The sequence below is a fragment of the Pseudoruegeria sp. SK021 genome (genome assembly GCF_002119405.1).
GTDB lineage: Bacteria > Pseudomonadota > Alphaproteobacteria > Rhodobacterales > Rhodobacteraceae > Meridianimarinicoccus.
Map to the genome: position 1 here is coordinate 40,171 of NZ_MTBG01000014.1, position 16,199 is coordinate 56,369.

16 protein-coding genes are annotated in these 16,199 nt (G+C 60.6%); 6 read left to right on the forward strand and 10 right to left on the reverse strand.

Annotated elements, in window-relative coordinates; all coding sequences use genetic code 11:
- Positions 1 to 29: 29 nt before the first annotated feature.
- On the reverse strand, positions 30 to 416 hold the full coding sequence (locus BV911_RS10355) for a YciI family protein (protein ID WP_086053538.1): 387 nt from the start codon (positions 414 to 416) through the stop codon (positions 30 to 32).
- Positions 417 to 509: 93 nt separating this feature from the next.
- Here BV911_RS10355 and BV911_RS10360 point away from each other — a divergent pair, with 93 nt between their 5' ends.
- From BV911_RS10360 to BV911_RS10385, 6 genes are all read left to right on the forward strand, one after another.
- Positions 510 to 1,394 carry a fumarylacetoacetate hydrolase family protein gene (locus BV911_RS10360; RefSeq protein WP_086053539.1) on the forward strand — a complete coding sequence of 295 codons (885 nt, stop codon included), beginning with the start codon at positions 510 to 512 and terminating at the stop codon, positions 1,392 to 1,394.
- Positions 1,391 to 2,044 (forward strand): malonic semialdehyde reductase, encoded by a 654-nt coding sequence (locus tag BV911_RS10365; RefSeq protein WP_086053540.1) that lies wholly within the window; start codon positions 1,391 to 1,393, stop codon positions 2,042 to 2,044. Before BV911_RS10360 ends, BV911_RS10365 begins: the two co-directional genes overlap by 4 nt.
- A 96-nt stretch (positions 2,045 to 2,140) precedes the next feature.
- Positions 2,141 to 3,223 carry a C4-dicarboxylate TRAP transporter substrate-binding protein gene (locus BV911_RS10370; protein WP_086053541.1) on the forward strand — a complete coding sequence of 361 codons (1,083 nt, stop codon included), beginning with the start codon at positions 2,141 to 2,143 and terminating at the stop codon, positions 3,221 to 3,223.
- On the forward strand, positions 3,220 to 3,792 hold the full coding sequence (locus tag BV911_RS10375; RefSeq protein WP_240512213.1) for a TRAP transporter small permease: 573 nt from the start codon (positions 3,220 to 3,222) through the stop codon (positions 3,790 to 3,792). The genes BV911_RS10370 and BV911_RS10375 overlap by 4 nt, the downstream gene beginning before the upstream one ends.
- Before the next feature lie 2 nt (positions 3,793 to 3,794).
- Positions 3,795 to 5,102 carry a TRAP transporter large permease gene (locus tag BV911_RS10380; protein ID WP_086053542.1) on the forward strand — a complete coding sequence of 436 codons (1,308 nt, stop codon included), beginning with the start codon at positions 3,795 to 3,797 and terminating at the stop codon, positions 5,100 to 5,102.
- A gap of 11 nt (positions 5,103 to 5,113) precedes the next feature.
- Entirely contained in the window at positions 5,114 to 5,980 is an 867-nt protein-coding gene (locus BV911_RS10385) for a dioxygenase (RefSeq protein WP_086053543.1), read from the forward strand.
- Positions 5,981 to 5,986: 6 nt separating this feature from the next.
- On the opposite strand, the gene BV911_RS10390 is transcribed toward BV911_RS10385, so the two are convergent.
- The 9 genes from BV911_RS10390 to BV911_RS10430 form a co-directional block, all read right to left on the reverse strand.
- Positions 5,987 to 6,682 (reverse strand): GntR family transcriptional regulator, encoded by a 696-nt coding sequence (locus BV911_RS10390; RefSeq protein WP_086053544.1) that lies wholly within the window; start codon positions 6,680 to 6,682, stop codon positions 5,987 to 5,989.
- 56 nt (positions 6,683 to 6,738) lie between these two features.
- The gene (locus BV911_RS10395) at positions 6,739 to 7,320 is read right to left on the reverse strand and encodes a cupin domain-containing protein (RefSeq protein ID WP_086053545.1); all 582 of its coding nucleotides are present in this window, start codon (positions 7,318 to 7,320) and stop codon (positions 6,739 to 6,741) included.
- A 26-nt stretch (positions 7,321 to 7,346) separates the two neighbouring features.
- Positions 7,347 to 9,227 (reverse strand): TRAP transporter fused permease subunit, encoded by a 1,881-nt coding sequence (locus BV911_RS10400; RefSeq protein WP_086053546.1) that lies wholly within the window; start codon positions 9,225 to 9,227, stop codon positions 7,347 to 7,349.
- A 75-nt stretch (positions 9,228 to 9,302) separates the two neighbouring features.
- A complete protein-coding gene (locus BV911_RS10405; RefSeq protein ID WP_086053583.1) occupies positions 9,303 to 10,229 on the reverse strand; it encodes a TAXI family TRAP transporter solute-binding subunit in 927 nt (308 codons plus the stop codon).
- Between the two features lie 298 nt (positions 10,230 to 10,527).
- Complete coding sequence (locus tag BV911_RS10410) at positions 10,528 to 11,892, reverse strand: MATE family efflux transporter (RefSeq protein ID WP_168184037.1); 1,365 nt, start codon at positions 11,890 to 11,892, stop codon at positions 10,528 to 10,530.
- 325 nt (positions 11,893 to 12,217) lie between these two features.
- On the reverse strand, positions 12,218 to 13,126 hold the full coding sequence (locus BV911_RS10415; RefSeq protein ID WP_086053548.1) for a VOC family protein: 909 nt from the start codon (positions 13,124 to 13,126) through the stop codon (positions 12,218 to 12,220).
- Positions 13,127 to 13,963, reverse strand: a complete 837-nt coding sequence (locus BV911_RS10420) for a fumarylacetoacetate hydrolase family protein (RefSeq protein ID WP_086053549.1) — start codon at positions 13,961 to 13,963, stop codon at positions 13,127 to 13,129. It abuts the gene before it with no gap.
- Positions 13,964 to 14,031: 68 nt separating this feature from the next.
- Positions 14,032 to 14,826: a glutathione S-transferase family protein gene (locus tag BV911_RS10425; protein WP_086053550.1), complete on the reverse strand. Its 795-nt coding sequence runs from the start codon at positions 14,824 to 14,826 to the stop codon at positions 14,032 to 14,034.
- Between the two features lie 32 nt (positions 14,827 to 14,858).
- A complete protein-coding gene (locus BV911_RS10430; RefSeq protein WP_168184038.1) occupies positions 14,859 to 16,199 on the reverse strand; it encodes an MFS transporter in 1,341 nt (446 codons plus the stop codon).

The window sequence follows — 16,199 nt, forward strand, 5'->3', positions numbered from 1 at the left end:
TAAAAGTAGAGCATGGTGCGATAGACGGATCACGCCAAGGCGATCCGCCCTGTGGAAAGCCCGATCGACATATTCAAGGAGCCCTCGTTCACCAACCACTTGCGCAAGGTATAGTGTCGGGCTTTGTCGCGGTGCATCGGGTCGGCATCGGCCAAGGCCCGCGCCGCGTCCATAGATGCGGCACGATAGATGATCATCCCAGCGCCCTGCATGTCGGCACCACTGTCATCCGAAACCGGCCCCGCCAGCACCAGTTGACCGGAAATTTCCAGATCGCGCTGGTAGGCCAGGTGTGCGGGCAAGGCGGCCTTGACGGCCTCGGGCGCGCCAGCCGGAACTGTCATCACCACGTACAATTCCAACGCCAATGCGCCACGTTCCTTGGCGTCTTTCTTATAGTCATCCCACTTCGGCACTGGTCGCACTCCTTGTAAATTAAAAATCGATATTATTTGACATATGCCAATATTATCGCCAAAGATACAAGAAACAGATCGAAGGAACTTGTTATGAAGCTCATGGTAGGCAAATCCGCCCACAGTACCGCCGTTTACCTGATTGATGGCGCGACGGCCCTGAACCTGACGGCCGCGTTGCCCGAAGTGGGCACCGACCTGATGGGTCTGATCAACAACCCGGCCCTGATGGACACCCTGCGCAACGGCGACGTTTCCGGCCCGACCGAAGACGCCGCGGGCATCGTCCCGGCCCTGCCCGTGGCCGCGCCCGGTAAAATCCTGTGCCTCGGCCTGAACTATGTCGAACACGTCAAGGAAGGCGGTTATGACCTTGGCGATTATCCGGCGATTTTCATGCGCACCCGCAATTCCATCATGGCCGCAGGCGAGCCGCTGATCCGGCCCCGCTGTTCCGACAAGCTGGATTATGAAGCCGAATTGATGATCATCATCGGCAAGGGCGGACGCTATATCAGCGCCGACGACGCGCTGGACCATGTCTTTGGTTACACCGTATTCAACGACGGCTCTGTGCGCGATTTCCAACGCAAAACGCACCAGTGGACCCCGGGCAAGAATTTCGACCAGACCGGCGCCATCGGCCCGTGCGTTTTGACCCCCGATGATCTGCCTGCCGGCGCGGCCGGACTGAAGATCGAAAGCCGCGTTGGCGATGAGATCCTGCAAAGCTCCAACACGGCCAATATGATCTGGTCAGTGGCCGAGACCATCAAGATCATGTCCGAGTTTACCACACTGGAACCGGGCGATCTGATTGCAATGGGCACCCCCCCGGGCGTTGGTCATGCGAAAAAGCCGTCGCCGCGCTGGCTTAAGCCCGGTGAAACCGTCGAGATCGAGATTGAGCGCATCGGCATCTGCGCCAGCCCGGTCATGGACGAGGCCGATGTCGTGGCCAAGACGGCTGCACAATGAGTGCGCCGCAAGCAGATATCCGCGCGCAAGCGCAGGCCGCAGTCCGGGCCGTGCGTGCGGCGAAGGACCAACTGGATGCCGCCTCCATCGATTTGATCCTGCGCGATGCGCGGTCGCATTACGCATGGACCGACAAGCCGGTGCCAGATGCCTTGCTGCGCGAGATCTTTGACATCACAATTGCCGGTCCGACCAGCATGAACACCTGCCCGGCGCGGTTCGTGTTTGTGCGCGGCGCTTCGGCCAAAGAGCGGCTGGCAAAATCGCTCAAGGCCAAGAATATCGACAAGATGATGGCCGCCCCGGTCACGGCCATCATCGCCTACGATCCCAAATTCTGGACCGAATTGCCGTTCCTGTTTCCGCACGAAGATCGCCGCCCCAATTTTGAAGGCAAGCCTGAGCACTGCGAGACCACCGCGTTTCGCAACTCGTCACTGCAAGGGGCGTATTTCATGATCGCGGCCCGCGCAGTCGGGCTGGATGTCGGCGCCATGTCCGGCTTTTCGAACGCAGTGGTCGATGCGGAATTCTTCGCCGAGAATGGCTGGAAATCCAACTTTCTGTGCAACATCGGATATGCGGATGAAAGCGCATTATTTCAAAAGCTTCCACGGTTCGACTTCGACCAAATCTGCAGTATCATTTGAACATGCAAGACCGACCGTGCCATCGTTTAAAACCCCGACCGTAAGGTAAACAAATCGGCGGGACTACCGGGCGCAAGCCCTGTCTGGGAGGACATCATGAAACACCTATTTGCAAGTACCGCACTGGCCACAGCGATGACCCTTTGCGTCAGCGCACCCGCATCGGCACAAGAGGTCATCACGGCCAATGTGATCGACGGGTACCCCGCCCGCGCCATGTGGGTGCAGGAATTCACCGATTTCTTTATTCCCGAAGTTGATAAGAAGCTGGCCGAAACTGGCAATTATCAGATGAACTGGCGGGAAAGCTATGGCGGCACCGTGGTCAAACCGGGCGGCGTGCTGGAAGGGATCCAACTGGGCCTCGGCGATATCGGGATTGTCACGACAATCTTCCATTCCTCCAAATTGCCCAGTCAGGCCATCGCGGCAATCACGCCTTTCGTTGCCTCCAACGCCCCGGCCGTCGCCAAAGCGGTCGACGAAATCGCCCGTGAATTCCCCGCTATGCAGGCCGAGTTCGAAGCGCAGAACCAAGTCTATCTCGCCACCGGCGTGGTGCTGGACACCTATCAGCTGTTCAGCAAAGAGCCGATCAATGCCCTGTCGGATCTGGAAGGGTCCAAGATCGCAGGCGCGGGCATGAACCTACGCTACCTTGAAGGGATCCCCGGCGCAGCCGGTGTGCGCGGCGGGCTGACCGACTTTTACAACATGGTGCAGACCGGTCTGGCGGACAATGCCATGCTGTGGCCCGAAGCCGCCGCCACCTTCAAGATGGCAGAAGTCGCCCCCTACATGTTGCTGGCGGATCTGGGCGCCGTGAACACCAAGACGGTGACGGCCAACAAAGACTACTGGGACGCCCTGCCTGATGAGGTCAAAACCGCAATCCAGGAAGTGTCGATCGCCTATCGCGACCACCTTGCCACGCTCGCCATGGAAAAGGCCGAAGAAAGCCGCGAGGCCTTTGTCGCCGCCGGCGGTACCATTGTCGAAATGAGCGTCGAGGCCCGCACCGATTGGGCCAATTCCATGCCCGATATCGCTGCGGAATGGGCTGAAGGCCTGAACGCCGATGGCAAAGACGGGTCGGGAATGTTGCGTGCGTATCTGGGCAAGCTGAATGCCGATGGCTTCACCGGCCTGCGTGACTGGACTGCTGGGCTGCCAAATTGAGGCTGAACAGTTCACCCACCGACACGGCGCAGCCCACAGGGCTGCGCCGGACCCTCACGGGCCTGATCCGCTGGACCGACGGGATTGCCATCGCGGCCAATGTCACCGGCACCTTGATGGTGGTCGGACTGGTATTGGTGGTCAATTATGACATCGTGGCACGCGGCTTTTTCAACCGACCGTTTCACGGCGCGGTAGAACTGGTGCAATTTGCCATGGTTCTGATCGTGTTTCTGCAATTGCCCGACGTCGTTCGGGTCGAACGCCTGACCCGATCCGACGGCTTCCTGCTGCTGATCGGCTCGCGCTATCCCAAGGTAGAACACGTCATGCGCCGGATCATTGACGCCCTGTCGTTCGTGCTGATGGCGCTGATTGCGATCACGATCTTCCCCGAATTCCTCAAGATGTGGGACACGAAGGATTACTTCGGCATTCCCGGCGTTTTCACCGCCCCGTGGTGGCCGGTCAAATTGGCCATCCTGTTCGGAACGACCCTTTGCGCCGCGATCTTCCTGCTGAAGGCCACCGGTCCCACGCGCCACCCTGACACCTCGACGCCGGAGTAACTATGAGTCCTATCGAAATCGGCACTGCCTCGGTGATTGCGATCATCGTGATGATCTATCTCGGCGTCTATATTCCCATTGCCCTTGGCGTTGTGTCCTTTGTGTCCATCTGGCTGATGCGCGACAACTTTGATCTGGCCATGAACCTGCTCAAGGTCGCGGCCGGTGACAGCGCCATGGAATACACCTTTGCCACAGTGCCGCTGTTCAGCTTCATGGGGCTGGTGGTATCCAAAGCCGGGTTGGGGTCGGACATCTATGGCGTGATGAGCACCGGGTTTCGCCGGGTCAAAGGTGGCATCGGCATGGCGACAGTGGGCGCAAATGCTGCCTTCGCCGCCGTCACCGGCAGTTCCATCGCCTCGGCCTCGGTGTTTTCCAAGGTCGCTGTGCCCGAGATGTTAAGCTATGATTACAAGCCGCGCTTTGCCGTGGGTGTGGTCGCCGGATCGTCCGTTCTGGGGATGATCATCCCGCCATCCGCCATGCTGATCATCTATTCTTTTGTCGCCGAGCAATCGGTCGGCGAGATGTTTCTGGCCGGTGTCATTCCCGGCATCCTGCTGGCCCTCGCCTATATCGGCGCGATCTGGGCCATGGGCCGGTTCACCCCCGGATTTGTCGGTGGCCGCCCTGCCGACCATTACGAACCGATGCCGTGGTCGGAAATCGCCTCGAAGACCCTGCCGATGTTGCTGCTGATCTTCACCGTGATCGGCGGGATTTATCTGGGTTGGCTGACCGCCGTCGAAGCCGGTGCTGCCGGATCGCTTTTGGGCCTGCTCATTGCCGTTGTGCGCCGGTCGATCACGTGGCGCGGCCTGTGGGAAACCCTGATCGAAACCGGTCATATCACTGCCGCGATCCTGTTCCTGATCACCGCCGCCTCGATCTACAGCCGGATGTTGGGCCTTGCCGGTCTGCCGAATGAGCTGGCCGACCTGCTGGCCGCGTCCAGCTTTGGTTTCTTCGAGATCATGGTGTTCTACGTGATCTTGATGCTGTTCCTCGGCACGATCCTCGACACATCCTCGATCATCCTGATCGTTGTGCCGCTGTTCCTGCCCTTGATTGAACCGATGGGCCTGTCGCTGGTCTGGTTCGGCATCGTCACGGTCATCGGCGCCGAGATCGGCTTGCTGACGCCACCGCTGGGCATCTCATGCTTCGTGATCAAAGCCACCCTCAATGACGACCGCATCACCCTGAAAGACGTCTTTCTTGGCGCCCTGCCCTTTGCCGGTGTGATGTTGCTTGTCCTGATCTTGCTGATCTGCGTTCCCGCACTCAGCCTCGTTCTTCTAAACTAGGAGCCTGCCTTATGCGCACCGTCACCCCCGACAACATCACTGACGTCTTTCAAAGCTATTTCGGCGCGGACACCGATCCCCGCTTTCGCGAAGTCATCGGCAGCTTGGCCAAGCATTTGCACGCCTTTACCCGCGAAGTCGGCCTGACCCATGACGAGTGGCGCAAGGCGCTGGAAGCGATGGAATGGGCCGCGAAGATCACCACCCCTGAGCGGAACGAGTTTGTGCTGCTGTCGGATGTCATGGGCCTGTCCTCGCTGGTTGATATGCTGAACTCGCGGCCGGATGCGACCAGTTCCAGCGTGCTTGGGCCGTTCCATGTCTCGGACGCACCCCCGATTGAGATCGGTGGCGATATGCGCGGCGAGTTTGACGATGAGGTGCTTCTGGTCGAAGGCCATGTACGGGATGCCGACGGCAATCCGGTGCCCGGGGCCGAAATCGACATTTGGCAGACCGCCCCCAACGGCCTCTATTCCAGTCAGGATCCGGATCAGGACATCATGTCGTTTCACGGGCTGATGACTGCCGACGCAAACGGCCGCTACGCGTTCACCACCGTGCGTCCGGTCAGTTATACCGTGCCCACCGATGGCCCAGTTGGTGAAATCTTGAATGGCGCCGGGCGGCACCCGTGGCGGCCCTCGCATTTGCACTTCATCGTCAAAGCTGACGGCTTCCGCGATCTGGTGACCGAGGTCTTTCCGTCCGACGACCCCTATCTCGATCAGGATACCGTGTTTGGGGTGCGCGAAGATCTGGTCATGACCTATGTGCCGCAAACGGCAGGCAGCTTTCCTGACGGGTTCGCCCTGTCCGGCAAGGTTGACGGACCCTACGCCCGGGTCGATTTCGACTTTACGTTGGTGCGGGGCTAATCGCCCCTAACTTTCAGATACCAAACCAGACTGGCGCAGAAATGCGCCGGTCTTTTGATAGTGACTAAGCAATCGGTCCGATGCCAGCCCGACATCCCGCTTGACCGCAGCGGCCAAAATTTCGGCGTGCTCGTCTCCGACATGGCGGCTCTTGTAGTCCAAGGACCGCCCGGCCAGATAGCGGTACCGCACATTCAGATCGTAAAGCTGGCTACAAAACTTCAGCAGGATCGGTGAGCCGCAATTGGCCAGCAGCGCCATGTGAAAGCCTTTGTGCAGGTCCTCATAAGTGTCTGAGGTCTTGGAATCTTCCCGCGACATCCGGTGCAGGCTGAGCACCGCGTGCTCTTCCCATGCGTCATCCGCATTGGCGATGCTCTGGCGCAGGGCCATGTCTTCAAGCGCACAGCGCAATTTCAAAATCTCGTCGAAATTGCGCTGGCAGGCCGGGGCGGCACGAAAGCCGCGCTGGTCGATCCGCTCGACCAGTTGGTCCGAGGTGAGCAGGCTCAGGGCCTCGCGCACCGGCGAGGCACCCGTATCCAGTCGGGCCTTCAAGACATCGATCTTCAGCTTTTCGCCGGGTCGCAAATCCCCGACAAGGATCATGCGACGGATGGCGTTATACGCGCCTTGGGTGGCGGATGTGACCGAGGTCGTTTGGGGCAGAGCCGCGGCATCATGAAGGTCATTAACTGGCATAGCAGACAAATATCGACTTTCTGTCAAAGGTCAAATCGCAAACGGCATTTTACCGGTCAACCACGGGCAGGAATGCCCTTTTGTGCCGCCTCTGGGGCGTCGCGGCGGGTGACGCCATCCACCAACACGAACATCATCACGCAAGGTTCGGTGCCGCGATTGGACCACGCATGGTTGGTGCCGCGCTGGATCACCACATCACCGGTCTTGAGCAAGACATCGTCGGCCTCGTCATCCATCATCATGGTGATCTCGCCGGAAATCACCATGGCGTAATCGACGCTGTCGGTGCGGTGCATGAAAGGATGCCGGGCGCCCTCGACAATGTTGGCGCCTGCGCCCATTTCGGCAAAGGCTGCCGCCCCGTCCAGCGTGGCAAGACGTTCGGGGTCTTCGGGCAAAAACTCGACGCAGCGAAACGTGCTGCCGGACTTCGGGGGATGCAGGACGAACGGCCCCTCGCAAGTCTCGGTCGGGCCATCGTATTCGGCGGGGGTGCCATCCGACAACCAAAAGTTGGTCAGGCGTACCCCGGGGCGGCTTGGCCGTTCCAGATATTGCGACGCCACCTGATCGCTTTCGATGATCGCCTTGCCGGTCTTGTCATGGCCGGTGACCACACGTCGGAATTCTCTCATGTCGTTGGATCCTTTTTCTGCGATGTTCAGACGGCGGCTTTGGCCAACCGTGTTCGTTCAAATCCCCAAAGTCCGGCCAGCAGAAGCACCCCAAGGGCGGCACTGGTCAAGTCTTGGAACAGCAGCAGCACCCCGGCAACTGCCGCGATGGCCCGTTCAAACGGCGACAGGGTGGCGCGCAGCGTGCCCACCACCGCCACCGCAATGGCCGCGACCCCCAATCCCCCGGTGACCACTGCGATCAGGTTCTCGGTCCAGCTGCCATGCAGCAACAACCCCGGTCCAAAGCTAAAGGCAAACGGCAACAAAAAGCTGGGCGCGGCATAGGCGGCGGCGGTCCAGCCGGTTTTGTTGATGTCGGCGCCCGCGATCCCGCCCGCCACATAGGCCGCCAACGCCACCGGCGGCGTGATCGTCGAAATGCAGCCATAGTAAAACACAAAGAAATGCGCGGTCAGGACCGGCACGCCCAGCTTCACCAGCGCCGGTGCAACCACGGTCGCCAAGATCAGGTAGGCCGCTGTGGTCGGCAGGCCCATCCCAAGAATAATGGACACCACCATCGTTAAGACCAGCGCCAGAAACAAGCTGCCGCCCGCCCCCATATCGATCAAAACCGCAATCTTCGAGCCAAGCCCGGTCATGCCCAAAATACCCGCGATGATGCCCGCCGCCGCACAGGCCGCCGAGATGGTCACAACGTTATTCGCCCCTTCGGTGATGGCCCCAGCAATCTGGCGCAGCAACTCCATGTTGATCTTGCGCGTCCAGACGATCTTGGCGGCAATCATCGCGCCCATGGCCCAAAGCGATGCCTTGAACGGCGAATAGCCCAGCAACATCAGCGCGATCAGCAGCACAAAAGCGATGATGAATGGCCCGCCATCCAGCAACACTTTCGCGGTTGATCGTAGATCCGTGCTGGCGGCGGTTTTGGGTTCGATCTTGCTGCGCACGGCCCGCAGATGCACCACGATAAAGGCCGTGGCAAAGAATAGCAGCGCTGGCAGCAGGCCGGTTGCCATGATCTCGGTGTAAGATACCCCCACGATTTCGGCCATGATGAACGCAGCCGCGCCCATCACCGGCGGCATGATCTGCCCGCCCGTCGAGGCGACCGCTTCGATCGCGGCAGATTGGTGCGGCTTGTATCCGTCCCGGACCATCAGCGGGATCGTCAAGGTGCCGGTGACAGCGACATTGCCCGCCGCCGAGCCCGACACCATCCCGATCAGCGCTGAAAACAGCACCGCAGATTTGGCACTGGCGGCGCGCATGCCCCGGGTCAGGCGGAACGAGACCTCGAAGAAGAACTCGCCTGCGCCCATCCGTGACAGCAGCGCCCCGAAAATCGTGAAGGTGATGATATAGGTCGCCGCCACACCAATCGGAATGCCGTAAATCCCTTGTGTGTCCGTGGTCAGGAAGGTCACCACCCGCTCAAAGCCATAGCCCCGGCTGTTCAGGACGCCCGGCAGGTAGGGGCTGACAAACGGGTAACAGAAAAACACCAGCGCGATCCCCGCGAGGATCAGTCCAACCCCCCGGCGCGCCGCCTCAATCACCAATGCCACGATGACAATACCGGCGTAGTAATCGGTGGAGTTGGTCATACCACCGCTGAACGCGATCGCTTTCCAGCGATAGAGCAGCCACAGGCTGGCGACGATCCCGGCCGCAATCAACCCGAGGTTGATCGCGCCAGCCACCCGGTTACCGGCCAGCCACACCGCAATCGGTTTGCGGGCAAACAGCAAGGTCAATGCCAGCATCAGATGGGTCAGGCGCATTTCCATGGTCGAGATCGACAAAAGACCTGACACAACCAGCAGATGATAGGCACCAAACACAAAAGCGATACCCGCCAGCAACGCATGGGTTGTGAAAAGACGGCGAATGTCCGGCATAGGATGCCCTCCGCGCAAAAGGTGGGGCGCAGGGCGGCTGTGGGGCCGCCCCGCAGGAATGACACTGGCGTCAGATCACTGGTCGAAATACTGCTGTGCGCCGTCATGCAGCGGGATCGACAGTTTCAGCGAACGCGCCGGATCAATCTGCTTTGCGTTGGCATTTTCGGCCGCGAATTCATCGATATGGTCATAGATCGCAGCGGTGATGCGCGCGATCACGTCGCTGTCCGTATCCGCAGACACCACCAACATGTTGGTGACCCCAAGAACCGTCGCCGCATCGTCGGTGCCATAGACATCCGGTGCGACCTCAAAGGTCGAATAGGCCGGATTTTCCGACAGGATGGTCTCAAGCATCGCCGGTTCAAACCCGATCAACCGCAGTTTTCCCGAGGCCGCCGCCTGCATCACCGCTGCCGCCGGATAGCCTGACAAGGCCAGCGCCGCATCAACATTGCCATCGGACAACTGGCTGAACCCGTCGCCATAGCTGAGGAAACTCGGGGTGATGTCCTCCAAGGTCATGTCATGAATCGGCATGATGTTGTTCAGAAATCCAAGCGTACCGCCCCCTGCCGGACCCACGGCAACCCGCTTGCCGCGCAGGTCGGCAAAGGTCTGGATGTCCGATCCTGCCGGAACCACCATGTGCAGGATGCTGGGGTGCAACGCGCCAAGGGCCTTCAGGTCCATGGCAGAGCCGTCATAGGGCCCCGTGCCCGCAACCGCCGCCGCCGCAAGGTCGCTGCTGGTGATGGCCAGTTCTACCTCGTTATTGGCCACGAGGCGCGGGTTCTGCACCGACCCTTGCGTCACCACCGGCACCATTGAGATATCGTCGCCCGCGTATTTGTTCACAAGATTGGAAATGCTCTGTCCGATCGGGAAAAATGCGCCGCCAACGCTGGCTGTTCCGATTCGATACTCTTCGGACGAGGCTATCCCTGCCGACGCCGCCACCCCAGCCGCCAGCGTGAATACCTTGAGATAGTTGATCATTTTCATCCCTCCCTGGACTCCAATCGTGCAATAAAGCCGATTATTGCTAATGATTATACATTTTATCGATTTTTAGTCCATCACGATTGTCGCAACTGGGCGCCAAGTGGTTCCCAGCGCCTCGCCCGGCGATAAGCCACGCCAGATGCGAGGGAGGCTTCAGGACCAGGGGCAGAGAGGTTGGGCCGCGCCTCTAAAGCGGCGACAAGTCGGCGCAATCATCAGGGCACGCAATGGGCGGCTCAACCCCGAGGGGCTGAACCGGCATGGCGGAACGATTGGCACCCGCCGCAAGCCGTTACTCGGCCTGAAGACCGCGTTTCCAATCGCCCTTGAAGATTTTCAGGTGAAACGGGGGAAATTTGACCAATTCCTCGGCTAGGAACAAGGCAAAGACCCACGTTGCCGAAAGGTCGAGATACAGGATGAACACCGCCGTCAACGGCACCCGAAAGAACCATTGCGCCGCGACGAACACGTTCATCACGTACAGCGTATTCCCGCTGGCCCGCAACGAGTGGCCGCACATGGCATTCGATCCTTTGGGAAATGGCAACAGCAACAGGACCGGCAAAAAGCTATAGAGGGTCGCGCGCGTTTCCGCTTCCAGATTGCCATAGATGTGCTCTGAGGCCAGACAGATCACCAGATAGGTGACCGAGACCACGGCCGCCGCCGCCATGGACATCCGCCATGCCTTGCCCAAAAAGATATCCAGTTCCGGCCCGTGGCGGTTGCTGCCCAGCAGTTGCGCAACGATGATCCCAGCCGCCTGCGCCACCGAGGTGCCGATATGTCCCGTGAGATTGATCCATGGCGCGATCAAGGTCATGGCCGCAAACTGATTGATCGACATTCTGGCGAAAAGCAGTGCCAACACATAGGTGGCGATGGCATTGCTGACGAAGGTTCCGGCAATGGGTAAGGCGAAGATCAGATGGCGCTTGATCGACGCCGCCAATGTTCCGTTCAGCCAGCCCTTCTCGTTCAGGTGGCCCCCGGTCATGCGGTAGAAACACAGCGCCAGAAAGGCCAGACGGGCCAGCGAGGCCACGGCACTGCCCGCAGCGGCCCCCATGACCCCAAGCGCCGGAAACCCGAAATTGCCGTGGATCAAAGTATAGCTGACGGCCACATTGACCGGGACGGCAATCAAATAGCTTTGGAACGGAATGATCGTCCGGCCCCGGCCATTGAAATAGCTTCCCAAGCACTGGGCGATGGCTTCGATAAAAACCAGCAGCAGGAACACGTTCAGATAGTTCCGAGCCTGTTCGGCAATCCAAGGGGTATGGGCGAAGGCATCGATCAGTCGGCCACCAAACGCCAAAACCAAACCGACCCCGATCACAGTCGCGCCAAGGTTGATGGCCACCCCGGCATAAAAGCCGGTGCGCAGCGCGAAGGGACGTTCGGTTCCCATGGCCTGAGCGATCCGGATCTGCGTTGCGGTCGAAAAGGCGAACAGCACGCCGAGCAGCAAGCTTCCAAACGCCGCAGCCAAGCCCATCGCGGCCAGTGCCGCCTCGCCAAGCGCGGACACAAGATAGGCGTCTATGACCACAATGGCATTCAGCATCATGGCCTTCAGCATCAGCGGCCAAGCGATATTGAAGACATCTTTGGGGGTAGGCGTTGCCTTGCTGGCAGCCGTGTCTGTCATCATTGTCCATCGAGAGAATGAAGGTTTGCCGCCATAAAAGGCAGTTCTTGCGCCGTTGCAACTGCCAAATTTTGGCGGCACCGGCGGGCGGGAAGGGCTGCGTCAGCCCGACCCCTAGCCGCCTTGTTTTACGCAAAATCCTCGCGTCTTACGGCCCTAGAGTCACGGAAATTCCGGCTCATCAGCGCGAAAGCCGTGACTGGCTGACCAGCCAAAATACGGTTGCATCCCACGCGGCCACGGGCTGTGGGCCGATTTTGGGCCACTAGATCAGCGCTGCAATCCTTCGGCTGGCCGCCACTTTCCATTCGACGGCCGAATTGGCCTATATGAACGGAATCGCAAGCTGCGCCCGCTTGCACGCGTCGGTCTTGGCCAGTGCAATGCCCCATTGATCCGTCCGCCCGCTTGGCCACACCCAGTCGGCGGGCCCGCCCACCGGATAGGTGTCGTCCACTTGCAGGACCTCGGCGGTATGCTCCACCACGAATCCGGCCGGATCGACAAAATACATGAACACGTTGTCCCCCGGCCCATGCCGTCCCGGTCCCCAGCCGATCGGTATCTGCGCATCAATCACCCGCCCCGAGGCCGTCATCACCGCCTCCAAATTGGGGTGATTGAAGGCAATGTGGTTCAGGGTTTCAACCGGTGCCGTGGCAAGAACAATCGAATGGTGATCGCTGTTGGTGCGCACGAAGCCCATGATTTTGCTGCGGTCCGTGACCTTGAACCCCAGCCCATCGACATAAAAGGCGATGTCCCGTTCCAGATCGGTGGTGTTGATATTGAGATGCGCCAGACGGTCGGGACCGCCGCCTGTCAACGGCGAAGCGGGCCGGTCGTCATGCTGAACCACCCGCACCCTGCGCCCGACGCGGTCGCGCAGGGAAAAGCCGATCCCGCCGCCCAAATCCGGCAACGGCCCGATCTCGCCCTCGGCGGTACCGCCTGCCCTGACCGCACGGATGCGCAGCGCCTCAAGGTCCGCCGTCGCAGCGGCACGCAAGGTGTAGGACTGGATCGCAGACTCGGCGCCCTGAGACAGGCGCACCACATAGGCATCGGTGCTGTCGCAGCGCAGATAGACCGATCCCTCGCGCCGCGCCGCTTCGGCAAGGCCCCAGACCTCCGTATAGAACGCAGTCGCCGCCGCAAGATCCGGAACGACAAGTTCAACACTGCGTAACCCGGTGATCGGAAAGTCGTTGGTAATGTCACGTCCTCCGGCCATTTACTGTCCCTCATTTTGGATCAGGCTGCTCAGCGCGCCAACGCCCGAGATGCGGACCTCGATCCGGTCTCCGGCTTTCATCCAGACCGGGGGGCTCCGTTTCGCCCCGACACCGCCGGGCGTGCCTGTGGCGATCACGTCACCGGGCGACAACGGCGTAAAGGCCGAGATATAGGCGATGATCACCGGGATCGGGAACAGCATGTGATCCAAGGTCGCCGATTGCATCACCGTGCCATTCAGGACCGATTCCACCCGCACCTGATCCAGTGCGCCGATCTCGTCCAGCGTGACCAGTTCCGGCCCGAATGGGGCCGTGCCGGGAAAGTTCTTGCCGGGAATGAACTGACGGGTGTGCCATTGCCAATCCCGCACCGAGGCATCGTTGAAACAGGCCACCCCGGCGACATGGTCCATCGCCTCTGCCTCAGAAATGCGCCGCCCCCCCTTGCCGATGACCACGGCAAGCTCTGCCTCGAAATCCAGTTCCGTGGACACGGCGGGGCAAATGATCGGATCATCCGCACCGATCAACGTGTCGGCAAAACGGGTGAAGATAGAGGGATGCTGGGTCTTGTCGCGGCCGGTTTCGACGCGGTGGGATTCATAGTTGTGACCGACACACAGGATCTTTGCAGGGTTCGGGATGACCGGCAACAGTCGCACATCCGCCCGGGGAATCCGCCGGCCTCGGGGCGCGCCCCCCAGTTGGCCCGCCGCAATGGCGCGTTTCAAATCCTCCGGCGCGCCGTCTTCGCCCCCCAGATCAACGACCTGATCCCCCTCGACACAGCCCCACGACCTGCGCCCGTCATATTCGAAGCTAATGTACCGCATCGGTCCTCTCCCGTTCTGAACTTCAAGTGTAGTGCGCCGCGCCCCTGATACCGGGCGGGTGCCTTGGATCAGGCCGCATGCCATATCGGCTCAAGCGCGCCCCAGATTTCCGTGCCTTCTTGGCGCATCGCCGCAGCGGCGGCGGGATCGATTTTTGCGGCGACTTCCACCTGATAGCTGGGCCGGGCCTGCATCGCGGCCAACCAATCACCCACGCGCGGGGTGTCCTTGGTCCACAAGCCGTCAAAGCCCAGACGCTCCAAACGGTCCACATAGGACACGAGGGCGATATCAACGATGCCGAAGTCCGGACCACTGATCCACGTATGGCGCGACAAGGCACTGTTCATATCCGCAAAGGCACGGCGCAACTGCATGAGGCCCTGCGCAACATAGGGCGATTGCAGGCCCGTTGCATACAGATCCCGGCGCTTTACCCGCGCCACCGGATCCGGCATTCTGGCGATCGCCGTTTCAATTTCTTCGGGCGTTTTCGTCGCCAAAATGCGCGCCCGGTTCACGGTGGAGAACGTCAGCGTGTTGATCGCGCCATGGATATTCAGGCAGCGCAGCAACCAGTGGCGGGCGGCGACCTGTCCGGCGCGATCCTGCGGCATCAATCGTGCACCGTTATAAGTCTGGTCCAAATACTCAAGGATCAGGCTCGACTCGACCAACACCAGATCGTCGTCGATCAGCACTGGAACGGCGGCAGACGGGTTTAGCGCCATAAAGGCCGGATCGAACTGTTCGCCGATCTGAAGGTTGACTTGCAGGTCCTCGTAAGCGCGGCCGATTTCGGCCAGACCGATCCGGACCTTGATTGAGCAGACGCTGGTTGTGCTATTGTACAATTTCAACATTCCAAAGTGCTTTCCTGTCTGGAAGTGGTGGATCAATGCGCCGTCCGGTCCCGGATTGCCCGCGCCCGCAAAACGGCTGCCGTGGCCCCGACCAATGCCAGCCCGGCCGCGACCGTCATGGCCGTGGTCGCCCCGGCCGGCGCGGCCGCAAGCAAAACGGCGGCGATGGCTGTGCCAAGCGCCCGGCCAAACTGCCGCGCCAATGAAATCACGCCACTTGCCGCGCCGCTGCGATCTGGCGGGGCGCTGAGCATCACCAGCCGGTTATTGGGCGTCTGAAAGGCGGCAAACCCAATGCCACAGGCGGCAAGGCGCAGCGCAACGCCCGCGGCCCCAACATCGGGCGGCATCAATGCCAGCAAAACAAATCCGGCAGCGAACACAAACAGCCCCACCGCTCCGATGGGGCCCGCAGGCAAGCGGTCGGACATCCAGCCCAAAACCGGGGCCAGCAGGGCGGTCGAGAATGGCCAGACGCTGAGGACGATTGCCATGTCCATCGGGCTTAGCCCGGCATCCAACACCAAATAGAACGGCAGGAAAATGAACCCGACCGATTGGGCCGCGAAGGCGAAGATGGCCGCGACGACCGACAGGTTGAACACCGGCAGGGCCAGCAGATCAAGCGGGAAAACCGCACCGACCTTGCCCCGCGACACCCGGGTCAGACGGACGAACCCGGCGATTGCGCCGATGGCTGCAGCGGCGATCATACCTCGGGACCAGCCCGCCGCCAGCCCGTTCAGCACATACAGCACACAGACCAGCGTCAGGGCGACCAGCACCGCATCCTGAAGGTCATATCTGCGGTTCGAGGGCTGGTTCGGAGGCAAAAGGATCGCAGCCCCGATACCGCCGATCACGCTACAGACCAGCATCAGCAAAAAGACCGCACGCCAACCGCTGATCTCAAGCAAGACGCCCGCCAAGGCCGGCCCCGCCGTGGTCGCGATGGCAACCGATGTCGCCATTATGCCGATGGCCGTCCCAAGGCTTTTGGACGGGTACAACACCCGGGCGAGGGCGAAGTTGATGCTCATAACCGCGGCGGTGCCGACGGCCTGAAAGGCCCGGGCGATCACCAACGCAGCAAAGCTTGGCGTCAGAATGCATGCAACACTCATCACCGCGAACACCAGCAGCCCGATGACATATAGCCGCCGAATGCCAATCGCCTCGCCCAATGCGGCCATCGGCAATAACAGCGCGACGATGATGAACTGCGACATGCCAACAACCCACGTTGCTGTCGACGCCGGGATGGCAAAATCTGACGCGATTGCCGGCAGCGCCACTGTGACCGCCATGCTTTCCAAAACCACGGCCCAAAGACCGATCAGGACGAACCCAAAGGCAAGATGGGTGCGCCGCAT